This window comes from Kineobactrum sediminis (genome assembly GCF_002868715.1).
GTDB lineage: Bacteria > Pseudomonadota > Gammaproteobacteria > Pseudomonadales > Halieaceae > Kineobactrum > Kineobactrum sediminis.
Genome location: NZ_PKLZ01000008.1, coordinates 297,491 through 321,609 on the forward strand (window position 1 = coordinate 297,491; position 24,119 = coordinate 321,609).

The following is a 24,119-nucleotide window of genomic DNA, read 5'->3' on the forward strand; positions in this document are numbered from 1 at the left end:
GATGGACCATGAACCAATGCACCAGGCACCGCCAAAGCGAAAACGCAAACGTATGCCGCCATCGCGCGAGGTTGCCCTCATGGTCACTTGCCTGGCTGACCTGATGCGGCCCTCGGTAGGCTTCGCCAGCCTCCGCCTGCTGCAACGTGCGGGCTGCGCGGTAGTGGTACCGGAACAACAAACCTGCTGCGGCCAGCCCGCCTATAACAGCGGTGATCTTGAAGCCACCGTACCGGTGGCAAAGGCGGTGATCGCCGCCTTTGAACCCTATGACTACGTGGTGGTGCCCTCGGGGTCCTGCGCGGGCATGTTATGCCGGCACTACCCCTCCCTGCTGGAGGGCGAATGGCGCGAACGGGCGCTGGCACTGGCAGCCAAAACCTGGGAGCTAACGCGCTTCCTGACCGAAGTGGCCCCCCTGCCCCGCTCCAGCAAACGGCCACCGCTGAGCCGCACTGTCACCTATCACGATGGTTGCGCCGGACTGCGTGAACTCGGGATCAGGGAACAGCCGCGCAAGCTTCTGGCGGACCACTGCGGTGTTACTGTCAGTGAATTATCCCAAAGCGAAGTCTGTTGCGGTTTCGGCGGTACCTTTTGCGCAAAAATGCCGGACATCTCCGGCAAGATGGTGGACGACAAACTGGACCATGCGATAGCCACCGGAGCGGATATGCTGGTGGGCGGAGACCTGGGCTGCCTGCTGAATATTGCCGGGCGTGCTACCAGGCGAGACCTGACCCTGGAAGTGCGGCACATTGCGGAGCTGTTGGTGGGTGAGACGACAGGGCCGGGCATAGGGGAACCGCAACAGTGAAAGTCGCAAGTCCTGACTTTATGGAACAGGCCAGTGCAGCCCTGCGCGATAGCGACAAGGTGGAACGCCGGGATCTCTTGGGCCTGTTTTTGCCGCTGGCACGGGACGCGGCCGCGGAGCGTTACGGTGATTTTGATGCGCTGCGTGCGCACATGAAGCGCGTTCGCAGCCATACCATGGAACACCTGGATCACTATCTCGGCCAGTTTGAAGAAACCGCCCTGCGCAATGGCAACCAGGTTCACTATGCCGGCAACGGCGATGAGATGAACAACATTGTCCTGGATATTTGCCAGCAGCACGGTGCGCGTCGCATCGCCAAGGGCAAGTCCATGGTCACCGAGGAAACCGGTCTCAATGAGCACCTGCAACTGGGTGGCTTTGATGTCACCGAGACGGATCTGGGCGAATACATCATTCAACAGGCGGGCGAAACACCCAGCCATATCGTAGGCCCGGCACTGCACAAATCCCTGGCGGAAATTCGCCAGCTGTTCCTGGAAAAACACTCACTCGGCGAGCGTGCGCTGGAGCAGGTAACCGATATTGTTACCGAGGCAAGGAGTGTGTTGCGTGATCACTTTCTCAAGGCGGACATAGGCATTATCGGTGCCAATGCCCTGGTCGCGGAATCGGGCACATCGATGCTGGTGACCAACGAGGGCAATGGTGACCTGTGTGCCAACCTGCCTCCGGTACTGATCATCTGTACGACACTGGAGCGTATCCTGCCCAGGGCAGAGGATGCGATGGCGCTGCAGCGATTGCTGGTGCGCTCGGCTACCGGCCAGCCACAGACCTGCTATACGAGCTTTTATTCGGGTCCCCGGCGCGAGGATGAAATCGATGGCCCCCTTGAGACCCATATCGTGCTGCTGGATAACAAGCGCAGCGATATCCTCGCCAGTGATTATCGGGAGATACTCGACTGTATCCGCTGCGGTGCCTGCCTCAATGCCTGCCCGATCTATGTTGGCGTCGGTGGCCATGCCTATGGCTGGGTTTATCCGGGCCCCATGGGATCAGTGCTGACGCCGCTGCTGACATCGCTGGAAGAAAGCAACGCGCTGCCCAATGCCTGCACCAGCTGCGGGCGTTGCGCGGAAATATGCCCGGCTAATATTCCCCTCCCCGACTTGTTGCGAGACCTGCGTCACGAGGAAACCCTGCGCAAGCTGTCACCGATACGCTGGCGCCGTGGCCTGCGAGTGCACGCCTGGTTGCTCGGTAAACCACGCCTTTACCACCAGCTCACCGGCTTTTTGATGCCCCTGCTGGCGTGGCTGGGCCGGCGCCGGGGAGCATTCCACACGCTGCCCTTTGCCGGCGGCTGGACCGGCCACCGGGACTTCCCGGCGCCGCAAGGGGGGACCTTCATGAAACGCTACCAGGCGGCACAAAGGCGTAAAAAGGCATGAGCGAAGCAAGCCGTAATGACATACTGGCTCGGCTGCGCGGCACCAGTGCCAGTGCCACCCCGGAACAAATCGCCCGCAAGCTCAAGGCCCTGGGCTATGCTGCCCCTGCGCGCATGCCCAGCGCCGACCCACGCACCGCCTTTCTCGCCAATGTACTGGCCAACAAGGGCAGTGCCGAGCTCGCAGCAGATCGTAAAATTGCAGTGCAAATGGTCGGCAAATATCTGTACCAGCGCTTTCGTACCTACAAACTGGTGGCCGGCAATGATCCACGAATAGCGGCCATGCCCTGGCGGGATGCCGGCGTGCTGCCACGATTCGGTGCTGCGGAGAATGGTGATACTGCGGCGCTCAGTTATGCCCGGCTGGCGGTTGCTGAAACCGGCTCAGTAGTTACCTATACCGGAAGGGCCAACCCCGGGCGCAACAATCTGTTACCGGAAGACCATCTGGTGCTCGTCAACACCGAGGACCTTGTGGTTTCGCTGGAGGACGCCTGGCAGCGGATTCGCCGGGACCAGCCAGCGGATCACTGGCCGCGCGGGATCCAGTTTATCGCCGGCCCCTCCAGCACAGCCGATGTAGAGGCACAGCTGGTGATGGGCGCCCACGGGCCACGCCGATGGCATGTGATCCTGGTGGGCGACACCCCGCCCCAGGCACTGGTGGATGCCGTCAAGCTGGCTGCCACGCTCACCTGAGAGTCTGTCGGAATAAACTCAGCCGGTATTGCGCATCCCCGCGGCAATACCGGCAATGGTCACCATAACAGCCTGCTCGAGTAGAGGCTCAGGCTGCTGACGCTGGCGCTTCAAAAGTTCTGCCTGCAGTACGTTCAAGGGGTCGGTATAGATATTGCGCAACTGGATGGATTCCCGGATCCAGGGCGAGTCCGACAGCAGTGTATCGCTGTCGCTGATCTTCAATACCGTGGCGATATCCTGCTGTAACTGCCCGCGCAGGGTATCGCCAAGATGACGCAGCGGGGCCGGAACGAGACACTCGTCATAATAGGCTGACAGGCCTACATCCGCCTTGGCATAAACCATTTCCAGCATCGACAGGCGCGTCGCGAAGAAAGGCCAGGCCGCTGCCATTTTCCGCAACAAGGTTGCGTCACCGCGATCCAGCGCCTCCTGCAATGCACTCCCGGCACCAAGCCAGGCCGGCAGCATCAGCCGGTTTTGCGACCAGGCAAAAATCCACGGAATGGCGCGCAGGCTCTCAATACCGCCGCCGCCACGCCGCCGCGAGGGTCGCGACCCAAGGGGCAGGCCCGCCAGTTCCTGTTCCGGTGTGGCATGACGGAAATAGTCGATAAAATCAGGTTCTTCACGAATGATATGCCGGTAGTCCTCACAGGATTTAACGGCGAGGGTATCCATCATTGCGCGCCAGCTTGCCTCCGGCGCAGGAGGAGTTTGCAGGTTGGCTCGGCAAATGGCAGAGGTATAAAGGGCCAGTGTCTTCACCGCGAGTGAGGTCCAGCCGAGCTTGGCGCGAATCATTTCACCCTGCTCTGTCACCCTCAGCCCCTGTTCCAGCGAACCCGGTGGCTGCGAAAGCAGTGCTGCCTGCGCCGGTGCGCCACCGCGACCAATGGTGCCGCCGCGGCCATGAAACAGGGTCAGTTTAACGTCGTGCTGCTGGCAAACCGCCAGCAGGTCTTCCTGGGCACGGTACTGTGCCCAGGCCGCAGACAGGACGCCGGCATCCTTGGCGGAATCGGAATAACCGATCATCACCATCAATTGGCCGCCGATATGACCGCGGAACCAGGGGTCCGCAAGCAGCGAAGAAACCACTTCGCGGGCGCGTGCCAGGTCGTCCAGCGTTTCAAACAAGGGCGCAACGGGCAGATCAAAAGGCACCCCGGCCTCGCGCAGCAGCAGATGCACTACCAGCACATCAGACGCCTGCCGTGCCATGGAAATAACGTAAGCACCCAGGGTCTCTCGGGACTGCCGGGCAATAACCGCGAATGTGGCCAGGACTTCGGCAACGTCGGCGGAGGGCTGCCAGCGCGGTGGTACCAGTGGTCGCCTGCTTGCCAGTTCGCGGGTCAGAAACGCACACCGCGCCGGTTCATCCCATGCCGCGTAATCACCCAGGCCAAGGTAAGTCGTTAATTCCGACAGCACTTCGGTATGCCGTGCGCTGTCCTGGCGCACGTCGTGACGCAGCAAATGCACCCCAAAACAACGGACCCGGCGCAGCAGGTCAAGCAAACCGCCATCGGCGATACTGGGCATCCCGCACTCCAGCATGGACTGGTAGCACAGCTCCAGAGGCTGCCAGATGTCAGCCTCACGCAGCAGTGGTTGCTCCGGCGGCTCGCCGGTTGCAAGCGCGTCCTCAATCATCTTCAGGTCATTGCGCAGGCGCTCCCGTAGCATCCTCAATACTGCCCTGTATGGCTCGTGGGAGTCACCAGCCAGAGCGCGCAGGGCCTTGTTACAAGCCGTCATCGACAGCTCTTCCAGTAGCTGGTTCACGTCCCGGAGATACAGCTCCGTAGCCTGCCAGCGACTCAGCCAGAGTACTTCCTCGGTAACCACCGCCGTAACATTCGGATTACCGTCGCGATCGCTACCCATCCAGGAGCCGAAAGCGACCGGTGCGGCAGTCAGTGGCAGGCGCGCTCCACAGGCCTGGAACAGTGCGCTGTCAAGCCGGCGCATGAATTCCGGCACCGCTCGCCACAGCGAATCTTCAACCACGGCGAAACCCCATTTGGCCTCTGCCACCGGGGTTGGTCGCTCAACGCGGAAATCATCGCCATACCAGATCTGCGTGATAAGCTCACGCAGCCGGTTTTGCAAGGCTTCCTGCTCGCGCTCGGTAAGTCCCTGAAGCTCAAGCTGGGACAGGCAGCGGCCAATCTCGGTGTGCTTGTGGATCAGTGTACGTCGCATTATCTCGGTCGGGTGGGCGGTCAGCACCAGATCAATGCTGAGTTTGTTGACCGCATTCACAATCGCCTCGTTGGACACGCCCTCCGCCAACAACTCCGCAAAGTTACCCTGCAGGTTCCGCGATGCTGAAAACAGCGGATCCATCTGCCGGGATACGGTATTGTGTTGATCGGCAATATTGGCCAGGTTCAGGAATTGGCTGAAGGCGCGCGCCACCGGCACCAGCTGTGCATTATCCAGCGTTCGCAGTACCTCCAGCAATTCCTCGTGAGCCGAGCCGTCACTGGCAGACCCCGCATCACTGCGAGCTGATTTGGACAAACGCCGTATCTTTTCCACCAGTTCCAGAAAAGCGTCACCATTGGCAGTGGCAATGGTCTCGCCCAGCAGGCGCCCCAGAAAGCTGACATTACTGCGTAAAAGACTGTAGTCCTCCCGTTGTTCCACTATCGCTGTAGCTCCTTTTACAGTTGGTCAAGACGCGCCAGCAAATCACAGACACGGCTGGAATAACCCCATTCATTGTCGTACCAGTTAAGTACTCGCAGATAGCGCTGCTCAACCACCGCGGTGAACCCGGCATCGTAAATTGAAGAGTGAGGATTGCCAATGATATCAGAGGACACAATCGGCCGGTCACAATACTGGAGGATGCCCTTGAGTTGAGATGATAGCGCGGCCGTCCGCACCACATCATGCACCTCCTGTACGGTGGTCGGGCGCGCAAGCGTAACAAACAGATCGACCACCGAGCCGTCCGGCACCGGGACCCGGGCAGCCATGCCGTGCAGCCTTCCCTTGAGCTGCGGAAGCACCTCGCCCACGGCTTTGGCCGCACCGGTGGATGTCGGAATGATATTTTCCGCCGCTGCGCGGCTGCGCCGCCAGTCCGAATGAGGGACATCCGCCAGACGCTGGTCGTTGGTGTAGGCGTGCACCGTGTTGATGACTCCCTCCTCAATACCGAAGGCGCGGTCGAGTACACTGGCCATCGGCGCCAGGCAATTGGTCGTGCAACTGGCATTGGAAATAAGACGATGCTCCGGCTTCAGGCCATCGTCGTTAACCCCGAGTACGACGCTGTAGTCGATCGCATCTTTCGCCGGCACCGTCAGGACCACACGCCCGGCCCCGGCCTGAAGATGCTGTTCCAGCTGTGATCGTTTGCGGAACACGCCCGTGGATTCCACTACCGCATCGATACCCATTGCAGCCCATGGCAACGCACTGGGGTCGCGTTCACTAAGCAGTTTCACCCGGCCCTTGGCGGTGACAAACTCATCGCCCTCAAGCGCCAGCGCCTTGCCAAAAGGCCCCATTACCGTGTCGTAATCCAGCAGGTAGCGCAGCGCCCCAAAGTCAAACAGGTCATTGATTGCCACCACGTCTATACCCGGCACATCCTCCAGGATCCGGAATACGGAGCGACCGATACGACCAAAACCATTAATTGCAATTTTCATTACGCCGCCCCTCCCTGCTGATCCAGTGCTGCGTACAAACGCACCACATCCAGTAGCCGGGCCGCATGACCCAGAGTCTCGTACCAACCCAGGGTTTTGACCGTGTAGCTTCCCGCCTTCAGGGTTCCCTGGGTATCGAACACCAACGAGTGGGCATTGCCGATAATGTCCGAAGAAACCACGGGATCTTCCACAACATCGAGAATTCCCGGGTAAGATGACGCCTGCCGGCGCATGGCATCGTTGACTGCATCCGCAGTCACTCCGCTGTCGGCAAATACCAGGTTCACGTCCAGAAGGCAGCCTTCGTGAATGGGGACATTGAGAGCGGAAGTAACGATCTTGCCCTCAAACTGAGGGAGAATACGCCCGAGCCAGAGCCCGGCTTCGTGACTGTTGGGGATAATGTTCTCTGCGGCAGAGCGACTGCGGCGGTAGTCACTGCCCGCATAATCCTGGAGTGCCTGGTCAGAGGTATATGCGTGGATACTGGTCATGCTGCCGCAATTGATGGCAAATTCCCGGGACAGGGCATGCAACAACAGGCACAGGGCCGTGGTTGTTGCGGAACCGGCGGAAAGCATGCGATCTTCGACCCGAGCGTCGCCGCCATTGATTCCGGGCATCACAATGCGATCAATGTCATCCCCTGGCAAGGTGCGTAACAACACACGGCGCGCACCATTATTCAGGTGCGCCTCCATAAAATGGCGCTGGCGAAAGTTGCCTGTGGCATCAATAACCATATCCACATCGAACAGGTCCCAGGGCATTTCCCGGGGCTCGTTCATGTGCATCAGACGGGCGCGAAAACGCGGATTAACCAGAAAATTACCTTCCAGCGTATGGCGCTCCGCATCCCGGGTTTCCGCACAGAGCAGATAGTGCAGAATATCCGGTTGACCGATATCAGCAATAGCGACCACCTCCACATCGTTACTGCGGGACGCCAGGTCGTAGATCTGGCGACCTGTCTGGCCAAAACCCACCAGCCCCACCCGAACAGGCTGTTGTTGTGGCATTATGAGTCTCCTTCCCAAAATGAAGTGAAGCAACTCCTCAACCATAGTCCAATGGCGTGCAAAAGGCTTCATATTCTGCAGGTGGAGAGCAGACCAACCGGGCTTGTGAATACTATCCATCCCATAGTCTGTCCACTTATTGTCTACAAATAGATGGACAGGCATTGGATTCAATACCGGGGCCACCAATCCAGCCTTGCGCAGGGTGCGTAATTATCGCAAACGCACTGGAGAGACCCTATGACACCTGCCCTGGCCAAGAAAAATATCACCTTCTCCCACACTCTCTCGCCGGAGGCCGCGAGTGTCCGTCAGGCGCTTCTGGACAAGGGGCTGGAAACGCCGCTGGTCGATAATGGCCTCACGCGCGACGAAAAATACCTGAAAATTGCCGCCGCTTTCACCGACATTACCCAGACCCTGGGGCTGGACCTTACCGACGACAGCCTCTGCGACACACCGAGTCGCATAGCACGCATGTATGTGGATGAGATTTTTTCCGGGCTCGATTACAGTCACTTTCCCAAAATAGCCGTCATCGCCAACAAAATGCAGGTTGAGGAAATGGTGCAGATTGACGACATTGGCCTGGTAAGTACCTGTGAGCACCATTTTGTTACCATCGATGGCACTGCCAAGGTCGCCTATATTCCCGGCAACAAGATTATCGGCCTGTCGAAGATCAATCGTATCGTACGCTTTTTCGCCCAACGGCCCCAGGTACAGGAGCGTCTCACCCAGCAGATTCTCGTGGCACTGCAAACCTTGCTGGAAACGGAAGACGTAGCGGTCAGCATCAATGCCGTTCACTATTGCGTAAAGTCCAGAGGGGTAATGGATGGCAATTCACGCACCCGGACCACTTCACTCGGTGGCGCCTTCAAGGAAACCCCAAGCACCAGAGCCGAGTTCCTCAACTAACCCCCCCCTCGAGGAACACGGTACCCCTGCCCGGCCCACATGCCGGGCTTTTTTATGCTCATTATGGTTTTGCGGTGCTGGTAAAGGGTGTATTCTGCGCGCCCTGAGATACCTGTCCTGACCCACACCGAGTTCACCATGAGAGCGCTGCTTACCCTTACTTCGCTGCTGTTATCCACTTCGCTATTGCTGATTGGCCAGGGCATGCAGCTGACGCTGCTCCCGCTCCGGGGAACCAGCAATGGGTTGTCCGACTTCCTTATCGGCGTGAGTGCCTCCTGTTATTTCCTGGGTTTTCTGGCGGGGGCTTTCCTGAACCCGCGGATTATCGCGAAAGTGGGTCACATTCGCAGCTTTGCAGTGCTCACCGCGTTAATGATTACTGCCATTCTCTGCCTTGAAATGCTCGATGGCTGGCTGCCCTGGCTGATATTGCGGTTTTTGACCGGAGCGGTGATCTGCGGGCTCTATACCGTCATAGAAAGCTGGCTCAACGACCAGACCTCATCAGATTCCAGGGGCCAGGTTCTGGCCATTTATACCTTTATCATTCTCGGTTCAATGGCTATGGGGCAGATTCTGATTAATGTCGGCTCCGCTGACAGCTCAACACCCTTTACACTCGCAGCGATTTTCATGGCCCTGGCTATTGTGCCGGTCGGGCTGACCAGCAGATTGGCGCCCGCGCCTGTTGAATCAACCCGGATACGTTTGGGTCTGCTCTACCACCGCTCGCGCACGGCATTTGCCGGCACTCTCTTATCCGGCTTCGTGGTGGGGGGGTTCTGGGCCCTGGGGGCTCTGTTCGCCCGCCGTTACGGCAGCACTGTCGCCGATGTTACCTGGTTCATCACTGCGGCCATTGCCGGTGGAGCTCTGTTCCAGTACCCATTTGGCTGGGTCTCGGACAGGGTTGATCGTCGCTATGTAATACTGTTTCTGGCCCTCGCCGGGGTCGCCACTGCCGTGGCCGTGGCACTGACAGTAGGCACCAACATACACCTGTTGATGGTATTCCTGTTCGGGGCAGTAACCATGCCGGTTTACGCAATATCGCTGGCGATCGCGGCGGACAACTCGAGCGTCGAGGAATTCGTGGAAATCGGTACCTCGGTGTTGTTACTCAACGCCCTCGGCGCCGCCAGTGCCCCGCTGGTGCTGGGCCAGTTAATGGGCTTTTTTGATGCCACCGCTTTATTCTGGTCATTTGCCTCTTTGTGCGCGCTGTTTTCGGTCTATTTCGCCGTTCAGACACGCGACCGTGAACAAATCGTTGCCGCCGAGGACCAGCTGCCTTTCTCGGCGGCCGCTACGGAAGTGGCGCCGACCGGCTTTGGCCTGGACCCTCGTGGCCCGGAAGATTACGAGGGTGACCTGCAGCCCGTGGTGCCTGATGTGACGCCCGCCAGCTAAAGGCCTCCGGGGAGCGGGCTAGCTGCGTTCCATCCAGTGCAGCAACAGTTCGCGCTCCTCCGCGGAACGCCGGGCCAGGGCTTCTGCCAGTTCGCCAAAACGTTCCTCAACTTTTTCCCGGCGGATCTTGAGGGTCGGAGTGAGCACCTCATTTTCGATCGTCCAGGTGTCGGCCGTGAGAATCACCGCGCCAATGCGTGCATGTTTTTCCAGTGTTTCATTGATACCGTGCACCATTTGCTGGATAACATCGCCGATCTCGTGTTCCGCGCGCAAGCGAGCCGCTTCATTCAATACGGCCACCATCACCGTTTTCGAGTAACCGCGGCCCAACAGGCAGTGCTGCTCCGTATGCGGATTTTTGGCAAACTCGCCCTCTATCGGTGGTGGCGCAACAAACTTTCCCTGAATGGTCTTGAAATAGTCTTTGACCCTGCCGGTAAGGTAGATAAAGCCGTCTTCGTCGACTCTCGCCTTGTCACCGGTGTACAGCCAGCCATCCTGAACCAGTTCGGCTGTTTTCTCAGGCTGTTTATAATATCCCGGTGTACAACCACCCGCGCGTATCAGCAATTCTCCCTCTTCGCTGATGCGGTATTCGACATCACCCACTGGCATACCAATCGAACCTATCCGGCGCCTGTCAGCACTGCTGCAGATCACCCCCATGGCTTCAGTCTGGCCGAAGCCTTCCATCAAGGTAAGACCCAGGCGGTCCCACCAATGGATCAGCGCGGGCGGGGTTGGCGCGGCGGCAACCAGGCAATACTCCACCTCGTCCAGCCCCAGCTGGGCCAGTACTGCGGCGCCTATGGCTTCCCCATTTTGCGCCAGTGCCTGTTCGAGCGCCTCGTTGCCGCCAAACCCGGCGATTACCGCCTGCTTGAGCTGCTCCCACACGCGGGGTGGGCCGAAAAACATGTGTGGATGAACGCGTTGCAAATCAGCGGCCAGGGTTTCCAGGCTCTGGTTGAAGCTCACCTCGCCACAGGAGACGATTGAGGAAAATTCAACAATCTGGCGTTCGGCGATATGCGACAGCGGTAGGTAGGAAAAATAGCGTGGCTCCGACCGTATGCCGAAGGCATCCTGAAAGCGGGTAATGGGGACAATATTGGTCGCATGGGTCTGGATAACGCCCTTGGGCAAGCCGGTGGTGCCCGAGGTGAAGACCAGTGACATGACATCATCCGCCTGACACTGGTAGCTGGGTTTTTTGCCCTGCCATTCCGCCAGCAGCTCCTCCCATTTGAGGTGTGGTTCCTCCAGATCTACTCCCGGCAGAGTGATCAGGGTGGCGCCCTCGGGCAACACCTCGCGAACACCCGCCCAGTTGCTGGTTTCACCGACCACAACGACCGAAGCCCCGGTAAAGTCGAGAATATACCGGGCCGTGCTCGCCGGCAGGGTTGTAAACATACTGACCGTAATATTGCCGGAACTGATAATGGCAAGATCGGCGAGGAACCAGTGGGCGCAATTACGCGACAGCAACACCATCCGTTCACCATGGCCAAAATGATGCTCCAGCATCGCCGCCATTGCTGCAATATCAGCGGCAGCGTCGCCCCAGGTAATATCGCGAGAACCTTCCGGTAACAGGTCCTTCAACCAGACCTTATCCGGACAGTGTTGTGCCCAGTGGCCGAGTATTGCAGGTAGGGTATCGTGCACCATAGTGAAGATGTCCTTTTTTATAGTAGGTAAAAATCTTGTCTGATTTTACGGAATCCTGAAACGGTTACCAATACTAACGCAATTCAAGCGCTTGCTGGCCAATGCCAACCGGTGTGTCGCGTTGGGAGACCCCGCCCTGCCCTTGGTCGGGAGACTGTTTGCGATTAAGGCTGATCGGAAGAGGCTCCAGCTGCCCGCGACCCCAGGCGTGCTGGGGAAGATGCTCAACCATGTCTTCTATATCGACTACCGGCACAATACTGACAAAGGGCTGCACCGAACCGCCTCCCCCCGCCACGCCTTCCCTCGCCTGGTAACTGCCGCCAGTGAGTCGATGCTCATCGTTAAAGTTGAGCAACAGGAACTGTGACCGCGCATGCGCTTCACCCCAGTCAATAGACAGAAAATCGACCCCCATGGCCCCGAGGCTGAAACCCAGCAGGTTTTCCCGAATCTCCCAATATTCCCAGGCCAGGGCAAATCCTCCCGGCAGGGCAGAGATACGCAACGGCGGCCCCAGCCGCGCCAGAACTTCACCCAGCGGTAACGCTGTCTCGGCGGCAATCTGCGGTGCGGCCGGCGACAAGGGTTCGCCGAGGTCATATCGCCACTGAGTGCAGGCGGCAAGACAGACGCACATCAGAAGCAACGCAGTGCAGCGCATACTAAGCACTCGCTGGCACAGCGACATGACTGGCAAGATCAGTCAGTACATCATTTTCGTCAAAAAAGAAGATTGCACGATCGTAGCGGGTATCGATCTGCATCCGGTTGTAAAATACCAGGATAAGCGCTTCACCGTCGGAGCGTTCGAACAGGTAATAAAGTACGGTCTCTTCCTCCAGAGCGATTAATTGTGACGGCGGCCCCAATAGCCCCAACACTTCACTGCGCGTGGTTTCCCCGGGTTTCATATCTGCAATAGCGTATGCCCAGGTGGCCTCAACACCGCGCCGGTTTTCATACTGGGCACAGCCCGCCGTGAGTGCCAGCAACAGAGCGGGCAACAGGATTCGAATACTGGGTTTCATGACATCTCTCATCTTCAGGTGGTATACCCGCGCCATAGTCCCGCAAGAATAACGGTATGCCGGGTAATGTGATCGTTTCAGGAATATACCGGTGGTATCAGCTCAATACCAGATCGCTATGATTCACTATGCGTTGGTGGAATGCTTCTTCATTCAACACGTAATCGCGGCTGTCTATGGCGGATACATAGCGCCATTCCGCTGTCACTGTCTCGGGCTCAAAGCGAACCGTCAGATAGCCCCTGTTATTGAAATCCGCATACACCAGGTCATCCACCAGGGTCGTCATCAGCGGCGCAAAGAAAGCGGCGGCATCGGCGCCAAGAACCAGCTCGAGACCCGGCGAGGTAACACTCGATGTGGCAAATTCGACGCCTGCGACCTGTCCCGAAGTCGTGCGCAACTGTGACGCCCAGCTGTTGTGGGTATCACCCGCCAATACTATCATCCGCTTGTCGAGCTGGGCGACAAATTCCAGCACCTCATCACGCTCAAAGCCATAACCATCCCAGGCATCAAGATTGTAGGGAATGGCGGAATCCAGCAGCGCCTGCTCTTCGGGAGTGCGTTCGGCAGGTGGTTTGTTCTTTGCAGCCACCGCAGCCAGCACCGCTGCAACACCCTCGGCCAGGGGATCATCCCCGGCGATACTCGGCTCCAGGGCCTGGAGTACCGGAGACGGCAGATCGTAGCGACCCATCAGCACCTGCTGCCCCAGCACTTGCCAGCGGGCATTTGAACTGGTCAGTTTATCCTTGAGCCAGGTGAGCTGGGTCTCGCCGAGCAGCGTGCGGCGGCTGTCGCTGACCGCAGCTCGCGTAGCCGCAACGTCAATGACGCCACCGGTGACAAAATCCGGATACACGAACTGTTGGTCACGGCCGATAACCCGGGTATCAAGCATCACCAGGTCAAGCAGGTCGCCATAGGGCAGGAGGCGGTAAATAATCTCCTGCTCATTAGCTGGCGGTCGCACCGGCAGCCACTCATACCAGGCCTGAATAGCCGAGGCCAGGCGTTCGGAAAACTCGCCTTCACTGTCGGGGTCGTGGTTTTCCGCGCCCTCCCGCCAGGTATCATTGGCGATTTCGTGGTCATCCCACACCACGATAAACGGGTGCGCCGCGTGCGCTGCCTGCAAGTCAGGATCAGTACGATACTGGGCATAGCGCGCGCGATAATCACTGAGTGTCACGATTTCAGTGGCAGGTGTTACCACCCGGTCAAGGGCCTCGGCATTACTACTGGCATAACCATCGGGGGCATATTCGTAGATATAATCGCCCAGATGAAGCACAGCGTCTACCTCCTGAAGGGCGACTTCACGATAGACATTAAAGAAGCCTGTAGGATAGTTGGAACAGGAAACCACTGCGAATACCGCGCTCGCCGCAGCACCGGCGGGTGCCGTTCGGGTAAGCGCGACCGGAGAAACCCGGTCGATAACCCGGAACCGGTAGAAATAGGAAGTGCCGGGAGCGAGACCATCCACGTCGACTTTGACGGTAAAGTCTACCGCAGCGTCGGTAACCCCGGCGCCACTACGTACAATATCAGTGAAGTCTTCATCACTGGCGACTTCCCACTCGACATCAACGAAGCCCTCCTCATCGGGAGTAACCCGCGTCCACAGAATCACACGATCCGCCAGAGGATCACCGGACGCCACACCGTGGTTGAATTGAGCCGCCACACCGGCGGGCTCCGGCACCAGATCCCTACTGTCGGAACATGCAATAAGGTTGCTGCCAAGAAGTGGTAATAGTGACGCCGCGGCAATACCTTTTACCAGGGTGCGCCGGCGAAAATCATTATTGTCGGACATTTTTTCTTCCCCTGTGCAGCAGATCGCTGCCTGTGACTTACAGCATTACAGGAAGAGGGTGCTGGCGCAAGCACGAGGGTCACGCCGTGATACAGTTCCGGGGTCTCCCGGAAGCATTAACGCGCCGTGCGATTACCGTTGGCAGTACCATTAGCACTACCACCGCTGCCGCCGCCGCGACGGCCACGAGACTGGCTGCGGCCGGCTGCGTCGGCATTACCACGTCGCGCCTGGGGCCGGTTCCGGGACGCGGGGCGGGCACTGGTGCCCGGACGTCCTTCAGGCACTGCGTGCTCTGGTTCAAACCCGTCCACTTCTTCCCGTGGCAGGGTTTTACGGATCAGCTTTTCAATACCGTAGAGGTAATCGGCTTCATCCGCGCTCACCAGTGAATACGCGTGACCGGCAGCGCCGGCCCTGCCGGTGCGACCGATGCGGTGCACGTAGTCCTCGGCGATATTGGGCAGGTCAAAGTTGACTACCTGGGGCAGCTGCTCGATATCCAGGCCGCGGGCGGCAATATCGGTTGCCACCAGGGCTTGTATCCTGCCCTTCTTGAAGTCGCCCAGCGCCTTGGTACGCGCATTCTGGCTCTTGTTACCGTGTATCGCGACAGCGCGAATACCATCTTTTTCAAGCTGCTGGCTAAGCTTGTTGGCACCGTGTTTGGTGCGGGTAAATACCAGTACCTGGTGCCAGGAATGCGACTGCACCAGATGGCTGAGCAGTGCCGACTTACGCTTTTTGTCCACCGGATACACCCATTGCACCACCGTATCGGCCGTTGCATTGGGTGTACTCACCTCAACCTTCAGCGGATCCTGCATATAACCCTGGGCAAGTTTGGTGATCTCGGCAGAGAACGTTGCTGAAAACATCAGTGTCTGGCGACGGACAGGCAATAGCTTGACGATGCGCTTGATGTCGTGGATGAAGCCCATATCCAGCATCCGGTCGGCTTCATCAAAGACCAAAACTTCAACGTCACTGAAGTCAACAAAACCCTGCCCGTGGAGGTCCAGCAGGCGACCGGGGGTTGCCACCAGGACATCAACGCCGCGCTTGAGCAGGGCGATTTGAGGGTTGATCTTGACACCGCCGAACACTACGGCAGAACTGAATTCGTCGTATTTTCCATAGTCGCGAACACTTTCCTGAACCTGCGCGGCAAGTTCCCGGGTAGGCGTCAGCACCAGCGCGCGACAGCGGTTCGGCCGCACAGCCTTGCCGCCCATAAGACGCTGCAGCAACGGCAGAGTAAAGGCAGCGGTCTTACCGGTACCGGTCTGGGCAGCGGCCATGACGTCCTTGCCGTCAAGGATAAGAGGGATGGCTTTCGCCTGAATGGGTGAGGGCGTGGTATAGCCCTGGTCAACAATAGCGCGCAACAGGCTGTCGGACAGCCCAAGGGTGTCAAAGGTCATTATCAGCAATCTCGTGGAGGAATGTAATGTAGAGGGGTAACGGATGCTGACGAAGACGTACTGCACCGTCAGCGGGTGCGTTGCCGAGCATACTAACAAAACCGGCCGATTTTGCAAGCGGTGTTTAGTCCTGGCAGTCGAAACCAGGCGCTTGCAGCGTCTCAGGGAGGCGCTATAGCCGCACCCTGGGGAACATGAAAATGCTCCTTTGCCAGACGGATCCGCGCATCGTGATCCGGCGCGCTGGCGGCGATTTCCTCGGCGATTCGGAGGCGATGTACCAGGCCCTCCTGGTTGGCGACCTGAATCGCCAGCCCCGGGCGCGCGTTGAGCTCCAGCAACATGGGCCCCCGCTGCCGGTCCAGCACAATGTCTGCACCAAGATAACCCAGACCACTCATTTCGGCACAGCTTGCAGCCAGGTCAAGAATGATTTCCCAGTCGGGCAGGTGCAGGGATTTGAAGCAGGCACCGGTATCGGGGTGGTGAGTCACCAGCGAACCTTTCTGTACGGCAGCAATACTGCGGCCGGTAGCGATATCTATCCCCACCCCTACCGCACCCTGGTGCAGATTTGCCTTGCCGTCCGAGGTATGGGTCGCGCAACGCATCATCGCCATCACTGGCACGCCGCGAAAAACAATCACACGAATATCAGGCACCCCTTCGTAGCTGTATTCCGCAAGTGCGGGATTAAAATCAATCAGTGCCTCGATCATCGCAAAATCGTTGCGTCCGCCCAGACTGTGCAGTCCCGCCAGGATATTGGATGTATGGCGACGAAGGTCATGGGCACTGATCACAGCGCCACTGGATTTTATAAACCGGTCACCATCGCGCGCGGTAATGACCAGAATACCCTTGCCGCCGCTGCCCTGCACCGGCTTGATCACGAACGCAGACCGGCCTTCGAGTTGCTCCAGCATTCCATCAATCTGGAACTGGTGGTCTATAACACCATACAGCTCAGGGACGGCAATAGAGCGTTCGATGGCCGCCTGTTTGGTCAACAGCTTGTTATCGACCAGCTGATAATTGCGCCGGGGGTTGTTGCCACCGATATACGTGATATTGCGGCCGTTCATTCCCAGAATACCAAGGCGACGCAGCGTGGCAGGCGATACCAGACGGATCACTTCATGTTTACCATGTTGCGGAAACGGTACAGCTCTGAGAGTCGGTAACCAGTGTACTTGCCCACCAGCAGAATCACGCCGAGGAGGCTGACCAGCAACTCGGGAAAGTTGAAGGTGAGATGTTCAACCACTGATATCGACATCACCAGATAGGCCAGGACAGCAACCAGCAGACTACCGCCGCCCTGCATCAGGACTTCACGTCCGCCCTCTTCCTCCCACAGAATCGACATTCGCTCTATGGTCCAGGCAAGGATAACGGTTGGGAAAAAGGTGACGGTAAGTGCCTGGTCGACACCCAGTTTGTAACTGACCAGAGCCAGAGCAGCCATCAGTAGAATCACCACGATAACCACCGCCGAGACCCGCGCCACCAACAGCAGATTGAGGTAGCTGAGCCAGGAGCGTATCCATAGCCCCACACTCACCAGGGTCAGAAAGATACCCAGCCCGACCCATAGCGTGGTTTGCAAAAACGCCAGTGCGATGAGAATCGGCATAAACGTCCCCGAGGTGCGTATGCCCACGAGGATCCGCATCAGGACGACCACAAATGCCGCCACCGGCAACAACAGGATGCCCTTGAAAATACCCTGCTGTTCTACTGGCAGTGCATATATCGAAAAGTTGAGCAGGGCAAAGTCGTCGCTGCGCTGCTCCATACTGACTACGGTCTTGGCTGGCAGGCTATTGCTTAAAAGCGCAAACTCAAGCCGGGAGTCGCGACCGCCCATCACCCGCAGCACCGCACCGTCACCACGCTGCCAGATAAAGAAGTCATCTGGCAGACCACTGGCTCCGGTTTCCGGATCAAACAACTGCCAGTCCTCGCCGTCGTGAACTTCCAGTAATGCACTCAGGGTCTGGCGCCGACGCCCGTCCTGCAGTCGTATGCCACGCACCGTATGGGCCGGAATTCCGGCGTAGGCGAGCACATCCAGCATCACCTGCACCGGAGTTTGCCGATAGGTACCCAACAGGAACTCGGCATCCTGGCCTGGCTCTGGTTGCGTCAAGGCCTGTATAAGGAGGGAGGTAAATGTCAAAGCCCCACTGGAGCGCTCACGCAGGTCAGCAACCAGTCGCTCCATGGCCGCGTCCTGGTCAGGTTCCAGCAAGGGAGGAGCCGATTCGGTTACCGGCAAGTCCGGCAAGTCGTCCTGGTGCGCCCGATATCCCTGTATCTTGTAATACAGGGTGGTTGGGTATTCCAGTGTTTGCCGGCTCCAGCGGGCGATTTTCCCCGAGGGCTGCTCAAGCACCGAAAAGCCAAAACCGGACGAGGCAAAATGTTCCTCCAGTAACACCCAGCCCCCCAGGGCCTGGGGCATCTGCAACTCTACCTCCACCGGCCCATCGGTAGGCTTGAAACTGATCTTGGATTCAATAGTCCAGACCTCTCGGGATTCACCCGGCCACAACGGCAGATCCAGGCTGATAACCTTGTATGCCGTCAGGCCGAGGCCAAACAGGATGAGAGCGCCGGCAACGAGCCCGACTTTGGTTCGCGATGCAATCATGATGGCTGCTTATTTATCAAGGGCGTGCTGTCGACTGACGTCTACTATCGCGAAGTCAGTAAGGAGGTTACGACCTACCCGCAGGGGATAGGCCATGCCGGTTTTTTCGGAAAGAATGACCTCTACCCGGGCGCGACTGTCGCCCAGCGCAAGCCACATCAACACGACATAATTGCGGGTCGTGCTGCCATCCGCATGTTGCACCATGCTGCGTCGCCTCAGCGGGGCCTCCAGTGTGTGCGCCTCGCCCGTATCGGGATCGAGCAGGCTATAGCTTACATACCGCTCACCGTCTTTTTCCAGCAGGCTGATGTCGCTGGCACTGATGGTGCTGATGGCAGCTGCCGTGTCGATCAACCCCTCCAGGCGCAACCCCGGCGGCTCCACCTGTACAAACTCGACCCTGCCGATTATCGGCAGGTCCAGCTCGCCACCCGTAACCGGACGCTCGGGTAACGGCTCCGGTACCGGTGCAGGCTGCAACACGATTCTCTCTATCACCACCGGCTCCGGACACTGCTGTACTTCACAGGCGGGGCACTCCCGAGGTTCGATAACCGGGCAGGCGGGAGCCGGCTCGGGTTCAAAACCAGGAATTGACTGACAGCCTGCAAGTACCAGTACGGAGACAACAACAAAAGCCTTTAACGAAGCCGACATGAGGTTCCTTACTTTAACGTGACATACCGGCCCGAGGCCGCGAGGTCCCAGTATACTGCAGCGCGACAGGATAAATCATGCTCCCGTTCATACCTCATTCAACCCGCGAGCGGCAGCGCACGCCCAAGCAGCTCATCCATATCAACACCGCGCGGCAGGGTGCCATAGTTGCGTGCCCCGGTTTGTGCAATTCGGGAGCTGACAAAGGCGTCGGCAACTGCATGATTGCCCGCCTGAATCAGCAAACTGGCTTGCATCACCAGCGCCAACTGGTCAACCAGGTGGCGGGCGCGGTATTCGATCTCGCCGGTATCGGCAAGTTCACTGCGTAGCTTCGCCACTGCCGCATCAAGAGTGGCGTCCTCGCCACGGCTCTTGTCGAGCTCCTGCCACCACGTATCGAGCACCTCGGGGCTGCGCTTGAGAGCTCGCAGCATGTCCAGCGCCTGCACATTGCCCGAGCCTTCCCAGATGGCGTTTATCGGGGCATCGCGATACAGCCGCGCGCTAATGAATTCTTCAGTAACACCATTGCCCCCCATACACTCCATTGCCTCATAGGCATGCTGGGGGGTGCGTTTGCAGATCCAGTATTTGCCGGTGGGCAAACCCAGGCGAAGCAGAAGTTTTTCATGGTCGTCTCCGCCCCTGGCGAGACTGCGATCCAGCGCTTCGCCCATACGCATGGTGAAGGCCAGCGAGCCCTCCACCTCCAGCTGAAGATCCGCAAGCACATTGCGCATCAGCGGCTGATCAAACAGCCGCTTGCCGAATGCACTGCGGCCCCGCGCGTGGTGAACCGCCTGGCTGACTCCCTGGCGCTGCGCCGCGCTCGAGCCGATCATGCAATCAAACCGTGTCATGGCAACCATTTCAATAATGGCTGCCACACCTCTCCCCTCTTCGCCGATCATCCACCCAAGCGCACCGCGCAGTTCTATCTCGGATGAGGCATTGGCGATATTCCCGACTTTGTTTTTCAGGCGCTGTACCTGTAATGGGTTTTTGCTGCCATCGGGACGCCAGCGCGGCACCAGAAAACAACAAAGCCCGGCGGTAGTTCGGGCGAGCACCAGAAAGCCATCGCACATGGGTGCGGAGGTAAACCACTTGTGGCCCACCAGTTCATAGGCGGCGCCAGGGCCGGAACCCCCAACGGGCTCGGCGCGGGTGGTATTGGCCTGAACGTCGGAGCCGCCCTGTTTTTCGGTCATGCCCATACCAATAGTGAGCGCCTTTTTCTCAGTGTGTGGTCGATTGGTCGGGTCGTAGGCATTCGCCAATACGCCCGGGATCCACTGCTCGCCCACAGCCGGTGTCAGCCGCAAAGAAGGAACCGCTGCAAAAGTCATGGTCAACGGGCAACCGTGCCCGGACTCTATTTGCGCCTGCATGAAATACTTCGCCGCCCTGGCGACATGAGCGCCAGGGCCCGGATCTGTCCACGGGCTACTGTGCAACCCGGCTTCAAGGCCCATTGCCATTAATGCATGGTATGCTTCGTGGTATCGCACCTGGTCAATACGGTGTCCCTGGCGATCGTGGGAATAGAACTGTGGCTTGTACTCATTGGCGAGGAAACCCCACTCATAGACCTGGCTGGAACCACAACGGGCGCCATGAGCACTGATCTCAGCCTCTGCCCAGCCGGCACCGTGGCGGTGAACCGCCTCGCGCAGCGCCACATCGCCCTGATACAGGTTGTAGTCCACCAGCAGGTCGGCCTGGTTGAACACGTCGTGCGTGTTGGCCAGGTGTGGATCAGGGGAAAAAATGTCACTGGTTGTCATCTTGATCTCCGTAAAAACAGTATCAGTAGCATCCAAAACGGGTTGATATTACCATTTCCAGCCCGAAGTCACTCTGTCCAATGCCAAAGAGGAAGTTAACATGCTCACCTGGAATGATGTCCTGCGCTTTGCCAACGAGGGTAACCCGGCACCCGACCAGACCGTGGAGCGCAGCGATGAGGAGTGGGCCGCCCTGCTCTCTCCCGAGCAATATCATGTTACCCGCCAGGCCGGCACCGAGCGCGCTTTCAGTAATGAAATGTGCTCGCGCTTTGAACCCGGTGATTATAGCTGTGTATGTTGCGACACGCTGCTATTCGCCGGCGATCAGAAGTTCGAATCAGGCACAGGCTGGCCATCCTTCACCCAGCCTGTGGCTGAAAACGCAATTGCCTACCACAATGACCCGTCGTTCGGCAGAAATCGCATAGAAGCGCTGTGCAACACCTGTGGCGCCCACCTGGGCCACGTGTTCCCCGATGGCCCACCTCCGGGTGGCCTGCGCTATTGCATGAATGCCGCCGCGCTACAAAAACGCGATGACAGCGGAGATCAGGCGCACGCAAAGCCAGCACCTGGAGCCAATTGATTGATGGTCACCATGGGTAGCCCCAGCCTCCCTTATACGGACTCAATCCGGGTGCGTTTCAGTGATACCGACGCCCAGGGCCACCTCTATTTCGCCAACTACCTGGTCTATGCCGACGAGGTTGCCGGCTTTTATATGGAATCCCTGGGCCTGAATGCGATGAACCCGCAACAGGCTCCCTGCTTTATTTTCACAGTTAATATCAATTGTGATTATGTTGGCGAGTGCAAGGCCTACGACAATGTGACGGTCGGCGTAGGTTATACCCGACTGGGCACTTCCAGTGCCGAGCTGGCCTTCCTGCTGCAGCTCACTGACGACACCATCCTGGCCAGGGGTAGCCTGACCCAGGTGTTCGTGGATAAGGAAAGCCGGAACCCAATGCCTATCCCCGGATCGTTCAGGGAGGCTATTATTCGATGCCAGCCCGAGCTGGCCTGATTAACGGCGCTCAAGCCGGGAGGCATAGGCCAGCAGAATCGCTGCACCGACCCCCTCGATAATCACCGAAGACAACACCAGGGTGGCATCGTGCATCGCCGCAGCGGACAAACGGAAGACGGCCGCGGCCCCGAGCACCAGGCTGGCAGACCATAACCAGGTAGGCTGCTGCCGAACGACACCCAGCCCGATAAAGGCGGCCAGGGCAAAAAAGAACGCGGTAAAGTCACCCACCTGGGTATTGCGCGCGACACCTTCCAGTAGCGGCATCCCCAGGGCTTCCGCGGCACGCCCCGGCTCCAGCAACCAGAGCAGGAAGATCGCCGTAAAAATCACACCCAGCAGTGCAGAAAAAACCCGTAAGGTTGTGGTCATTGTTATTACTCTCCAGAGGTTAATAAACTGTTATCCTGTCAATGTTGCATGAACCGGCCTTTAATGGCCAGAATTTGATAATCCGGACTTTGCTGTGAACCTGTTGCAAGCCCGCAAGGGCGGCCCGGACGCCGCGGCATTGCACCCACCTGTATACTCGACTAAAATACTCGGGTATTACGACAACACCCCCCACAACAGGTCAGTGAATTATGTCGCAGGAACAGATTGATCGCGCAATCCACAAGGAATATGCGGCGGGTTTCACCACCGATATCGAGTCGGACACCCTGCCACCCGGGCTTGACGAAGATGTGGTGCGCTTTATTTCCGCTCGTAAAAACGAGCCGGAATGGCTGCTGGAGTGGCGTCTGGAGGCCTATCGTAGCTGGCGGGAAATGGCTCTGCCGGAATGGGCGCATGTGCAGTATCCGCCGGTGGATTTTAACGAGATATCATTTTTCTCTTCGCCAAAGGCGATGAAAGACAGGCCCCAAAGCCTGGATGAGGTGGATCCCGAGCTTATCGCCACCTACAACAAGCTTGGTATTCCCCTGCACGAGCAGGCAGTGCTGGCCGGTGTTGCCATGGATATCGTGTTTGACTCGGTGTCGGTCACCACCACTTTCCGTGAGAAACTGTACGAGGCCGGTGTTATTTTTTGCTCCATCTCGGAAGCGGTCAAGGACTACCCCGACCTGGTGCGCAAATACCTGGGCAGCGTGGTGCCGCGCAAGGACAACTTCTATGCCGGCCTGAACAGCGCGGTCTTCAGTGACGGTTCCTTCGTCTACATTCCCAAAGGCGTACGTTGCCCGATGGAACTGTCCACCTATTTTCGGATAAATGAAGCCAATACCGGACAGTTTGAGCGCACCCTGATCATTGCCGATGAGGGCAGCCACGTCAGTTATCTTGAAGGATGTACCGCACCAATGCGCGATGAAAACCAGGTGCATGCAGCGGTGGTTGAACTGGTGGCCCTCGACGGCGCTGAAATCAAGTATTCCACGGTACAGAACTGGTATCCGGGCGACGCCGAGGGCAAGGGCGGCATCTATAACTTTGTTACCAAACGGGGTGTAGCCCACCGCGATGCCAAAATCTCCTGGACACAGGTTGAGACAGGGTCCGCGATCACCTGGAAATACCCGAGCTGCATCCTCCGGGGCGACAACAGTATCGGCGAATTCTACTCTGTCGCGCTGACCAATAACGCCCAACAGGCGGACACCGGCACCAAGATGATACACCTGGGCAAGAACACACGGTCCACCATCATTTCCAAGGGTATTTCCGCCGGCAAAAGTTCCAATGCCTACCGCGGCCTGGTGCGCATGAGCCCCCGGGCCGACGGTGCGCGCAACTATACCCAGTGCGACTCGTTACTTATCGGCGATACCTGCGCCGCGCATACATTTCCCTACATAGAAAGCCGCAATCCCAGCGCGATAATTGAACACGAGGCCAGCACGTCCAAGGTCAGCGATGATCAGCTGTACCTGTGCCAGCAACGGGGGCTTGATGCCGAAAAAGCGGTCTCCATGATCGTTAACGGCTTCTGCAAGGAAGTATTCCGCCAGCTGCCCATGGAGTTTGCCATGGAAGCAGGCAAGTTACTGGAAGTCAGCCTCGAAGGATCCGTAGGCTGAGCAAACTGAAATCGCACGGCTCCGGGCCGT

Annotated in this window: 21 protein-coding genes; 8 read left to right on the plus strand and 13 right to left on the minus strand. The window is 58.3% G+C overall.

Features of this window, described 5'->3' with window-relative positions; translation table 11 throughout:
• The first annotated feature begins 1 nt into the window (after position 1).
• From CWI75_RS11145 to CWI75_RS11155, 3 genes are read left to right on the plus strand one after another with little or no spacing between them, the layout of a single operon-like run.
• Positions 2 to 817 (plus strand): (Fe-S)-binding protein, encoded by an 816-nt coding sequence (locus CWI75_RS11145; protein WP_241521181.1) that lies wholly within the window; start codon positions 2 to 4, stop codon positions 815 to 817.
• Entirely contained in the window at positions 814 to 2,235 is a 1,422-nt protein-coding gene (locus CWI75_RS11150) for a lactate utilization protein B (RefSeq protein ID WP_101521572.1), read from the plus strand. Before CWI75_RS11145 ends, CWI75_RS11150 begins: the two co-directional genes overlap by 4 nt.
• Positions 2,232 to 2,936 carry a LutC/YkgG family protein gene (locus tag CWI75_RS11155; protein WP_101521573.1) on the plus strand — a complete coding sequence of 235 codons (705 nt, stop codon included), beginning with the start codon at positions 2,232 to 2,234 and terminating at the stop codon, positions 2,934 to 2,936. The genes CWI75_RS11150 and CWI75_RS11155 overlap by 4 nt, the downstream gene beginning before the upstream one ends.
• Positions 2,937 to 2,954: 18 nt before the next feature.
• Here CWI75_RS11155 and ppc read toward each other — a convergent pair whose 3' ends face one another.
• The 3 genes from ppc to CWI75_RS11170 are packed head-to-tail and all read right to left on the minus strand — an operon-like array spanning position 2,955 to position 7,635.
• Positions 2,955 to 5,597 carry a phosphoenolpyruvate carboxylase gene (ppc, locus tag CWI75_RS11160; protein WP_101521574.1) on the minus strand — a complete coding sequence of 881 codons (2,643 nt, stop codon included), beginning with the start codon at positions 5,595 to 5,597 and terminating at the stop codon, positions 2,955 to 2,957.
• A 17-nt stretch (positions 5,598 to 5,614) separates the two neighbouring features.
• Positions 5,615 to 6,613 carry a type I glyceraldehyde-3-phosphate dehydrogenase gene (gene gap / locus CWI75_RS11165; RefSeq protein WP_101521575.1) on the minus strand — a complete coding sequence of 333 codons (999 nt, stop codon included), beginning with the start codon at positions 6,611 to 6,613 and terminating at the stop codon, positions 5,615 to 5,617.
• Positions 6,613 to 7,635 (minus strand): type I glyceraldehyde-3-phosphate dehydrogenase, encoded by a 1,023-nt coding sequence (locus CWI75_RS11170; protein WP_101521576.1) that lies wholly within the window; start codon positions 7,633 to 7,635, stop codon positions 6,613 to 6,615. Before CWI75_RS11170 ends, gap begins: the two co-directional genes overlap by 1 nt.
• Before the next feature lie 240 nt (positions 7,636 to 7,875).
• Here CWI75_RS11170 and folE point away from each other — a divergent pair, with 240 nt between their 5' ends.
• Together folE and CWI75_RS11180 are read left to right on the plus strand one after the other, a co-directional pair.
• The gene (gene folE, locus CWI75_RS11175; RefSeq protein WP_101521577.1) at positions 7,876 to 8,556 is read left to right on the plus strand and encodes a GTP cyclohydrolase I FolE; all 681 of its coding nucleotides are present in this window, start codon (positions 7,876 to 7,878) and stop codon (positions 8,554 to 8,556) included.
• 138 nt (positions 8,557 to 8,694) lie between these two features.
• Complete coding sequence (locus CWI75_RS11180; protein ID WP_101521578.1) at positions 8,695 to 9,969, plus strand: MFS transporter; 1,275 nt, start codon at positions 8,695 to 8,697, stop codon at positions 9,967 to 9,969.
• An 18-nt stretch (positions 9,970 to 9,987) separates the two neighbouring features.
• Here the strand turns inward: CWI75_RS11180 and CWI75_RS11185 are convergent, their stop codons facing one another.
• The 9 genes from CWI75_RS11185 to CWI75_RS11225 form a co-directional block, all read right to left on the minus strand.
• Complete coding sequence (locus CWI75_RS11185) at positions 9,988 to 11,646, minus strand: AMP-binding protein (protein WP_101521579.1); 1,659 nt, start codon at positions 11,644 to 11,646, stop codon at positions 9,988 to 9,990.
• 73 nt (positions 11,647 to 11,719) lie between these two features.
• On the minus strand, positions 11,720 to 12,232 hold the full coding sequence (locus CWI75_RS11190) for a hypothetical protein (RefSeq protein WP_146003582.1): 513 nt from the start codon (positions 12,230 to 12,232) through the stop codon (positions 11,720 to 11,722).
• 79 nt (positions 12,233 to 12,311) lie between these two features.
• The gene (locus tag CWI75_RS11195) at positions 12,312 to 12,677 is read right to left on the minus strand and encodes a hypothetical protein (protein ID WP_101521581.1); all 366 of its coding nucleotides are present in this window, start codon (positions 12,675 to 12,677) and stop codon (positions 12,312 to 12,314) included.
• A 97-nt stretch (positions 12,678 to 12,774) separates the two neighbouring features.
• Positions 12,775 to 14,502 carry an alkaline phosphatase D family protein gene (locus CWI75_RS11200; RefSeq protein ID WP_101521582.1) on the minus strand — a complete coding sequence of 576 codons (1,728 nt, stop codon included), beginning with the start codon at positions 14,500 to 14,502 and terminating at the stop codon, positions 12,775 to 12,777.
• Positions 14,503 to 14,618: 116 nt separating this feature from the next.
• Positions 14,619 to 15,926 carry a DEAD/DEAH box helicase gene (locus CWI75_RS11205; RefSeq protein ID WP_101521583.1) on the minus strand — a complete coding sequence of 436 codons (1,308 nt, stop codon included), beginning with the start codon at positions 15,924 to 15,926 and terminating at the stop codon, positions 14,619 to 14,621.
• Between the two features lie 161 nt (positions 15,927 to 16,087).
• Positions 16,088 to 17,062 (minus strand): alpha-L-glutamate ligase-like protein, encoded by a 975-nt coding sequence (locus tag CWI75_RS11210; protein ID WP_175580213.1) that lies wholly within the window; start codon positions 17,060 to 17,062, stop codon positions 16,088 to 16,090.
• Positions 17,059 to 18,582, minus strand: a complete 1,524-nt coding sequence (locus CWI75_RS11215) for an inactive transglutaminase family protein (protein WP_175580214.1) — start codon at positions 18,580 to 18,582, stop codon at positions 17,059 to 17,061. Before CWI75_RS11215 ends, CWI75_RS11210 begins: the two co-directional genes overlap by 4 nt.
• Positions 18,583 to 18,591: 9 nt before the next feature.
• Positions 18,592 to 19,242, minus strand: coding sequence for an ATP-dependent zinc protease family protein (locus CWI75_RS11220; protein ID WP_101521584.1), 651 nt, complete (start codon positions 19,240 to 19,242; stop codon positions 18,592 to 18,594).
• A gap of 98 nt (positions 19,243 to 19,340) precedes the next feature.
• Positions 19,341 to 21,032: an acyl-CoA dehydrogenase family protein gene (locus CWI75_RS11225; RefSeq protein WP_101521585.1), complete on the minus strand. Its 1,692-nt coding sequence runs from the start codon at positions 21,030 to 21,032 to the stop codon at positions 19,341 to 19,343.
• A gap of 100 nt (positions 21,033 to 21,132) precedes the next feature.
• On the opposite strand from CWI75_RS11225, the gene msrB reads away from it, so the two are divergent.
• Both msrB and CWI75_RS11235 read left to right on the plus strand, forming a co-directional pair.
• Complete coding sequence (msrB, locus tag CWI75_RS11230) at positions 21,133 to 21,621, plus strand: peptide-methionine (R)-S-oxide reductase MsrB (protein ID WP_101521586.1); 489 nt, start codon at positions 21,133 to 21,135, stop codon at positions 21,619 to 21,621.
• Between the two features lie 3 nt (positions 21,622 to 21,624).
• On the plus strand, positions 21,625 to 22,062 hold the full coding sequence (locus tag CWI75_RS11235) for an acyl-CoA thioesterase (protein WP_101521804.1): 438 nt from the start codon (positions 21,625 to 21,627) through the stop codon (positions 22,060 to 22,062).
• Here CWI75_RS11235 and CWI75_RS11240 read toward each other — a convergent pair whose 3' ends face one another.
• Entirely contained in the window at positions 22,063 to 22,437 is a 375-nt protein-coding gene (locus tag CWI75_RS11240) for a hypothetical protein (protein ID WP_101521587.1), read from the minus strand.
• 212 nt (positions 22,438 to 22,649) lie between these two features.
• On the opposite strand from CWI75_RS11240, the gene sufB reads away from it, so the two are divergent.
• Positions 22,650 to 24,089, plus strand: coding sequence for a Fe-S cluster assembly protein SufB (gene sufB / locus CWI75_RS11245; protein WP_101521588.1), 1,440 nt, complete (start codon positions 22,650 to 22,652; stop codon positions 24,087 to 24,089).
• The last annotated feature ends 30 nt before the right edge of the window (positions 24,090 to 24,119 follow it).

Excerpts from the sequence above, each read along its gene's own strand:
- CWI75_RS11145 (WP_241521181.1), top strand. The coding sequence starts at position 2 with ATGGACCATGAACCAATGCACCAGGCACCGCCAAAGCGAAAACGCAAA.
- CWI75_RS11155 (WP_101521573.1), top strand. The coding sequence starts at position 2,232 with ATGAGCGAAGCAAGCCGTAATGACATACTGGCTCGGCTGCGCGGCACC.
- gap (WP_101521575.1), bottom strand. The coding sequence starts at position 6,613 with ATGAAAATTGCAATTAATGGTTTTGGTCGTATCGGTCGCTCCGTATTC.
- CWI75_RS11170 (WP_101521576.1), bottom strand. The coding sequence starts at position 7,635 with ATGCCACAACAACAGCCTGTTCGGGTGGGGCTGGTGGGTTTTGGCCAG.
- folE (WP_101521577.1), top strand. The coding sequence starts at position 7,876 with ATGACACCTGCCCTGGCCAAGAAAAATATCACCTTCTCCCACACTCTC.
- CWI75_RS11180 (WP_101521578.1), top strand. The coding sequence starts at position 8,695 with ATGAGAGCGCTGCTTACCCTTACTTCGCTGCTGTTATCCACTTCGCTA.
- CWI75_RS11185 (WP_101521579.1), bottom strand. The coding sequence starts at position 11,646 with ATGGTGCACGATACCCTACCTGCAATACTCGGCCACTGGGCACAACAC.
- CWI75_RS11195 (WP_101521581.1), bottom strand. The coding sequence starts at position 12,677 with ATGAAACCCAGTATTCGAATCCTGTTGCCCGCTCTGTTGCTGGCACTC.
- CWI75_RS11200 (WP_101521582.1), bottom strand. The coding sequence starts at position 14,502 with ATGTCCGACAATAATGATTTTCGCCGGCGCACCCTGGTAAAAGGTATT.
- CWI75_RS11205 (WP_101521583.1), bottom strand. The coding sequence starts at position 15,926 with ATGACCTTTGACACCCTTGGGCTGTCCGACAGCCTGTTGCGCGCTATT.
- CWI75_RS11215 (WP_175580214.1), bottom strand. The coding sequence starts at position 18,582 with ATGATTGCATCGCGAACCAAAGTCGGGCTCGTTGCCGGCGCTCTCATC.
- CWI75_RS11220 (WP_101521584.1), bottom strand. The coding sequence starts at position 19,242 with ATGTCGGCTTCGTTAAAGGCTTTTGTTGTTGTCTCCGTACTGGTACTT.
- CWI75_RS11225 (WP_101521585.1), bottom strand. The coding sequence starts at position 21,032 with ATGACAACCAGTGACATTTTTTCCCCTGATCCACACCTGGCCAACACG.
- msrB (WP_101521586.1), top strand. The coding sequence starts at position 21,133 with ATGCTCACCTGGAATGATGTCCTGCGCTTTGCCAACGAGGGTAACCCG.
- CWI75_RS11235 (WP_101521804.1), top strand. The coding sequence starts at position 21,625 with ATGGTCACCATGGGTAGCCCCAGCCTCCCTTATACGGACTCAATCCGG.
- CWI75_RS11240 (WP_101521587.1), bottom strand. The coding sequence starts at position 22,437 with ATGACCACAACCTTACGGGTTTTTTCTGCACTGCTGGGTGTGATTTTT.
- sufB (WP_101521588.1), top strand. The coding sequence starts at position 22,650 with ATGTCGCAGGAACAGATTGATCGCGCAATCCACAAGGAATATGCGGCG.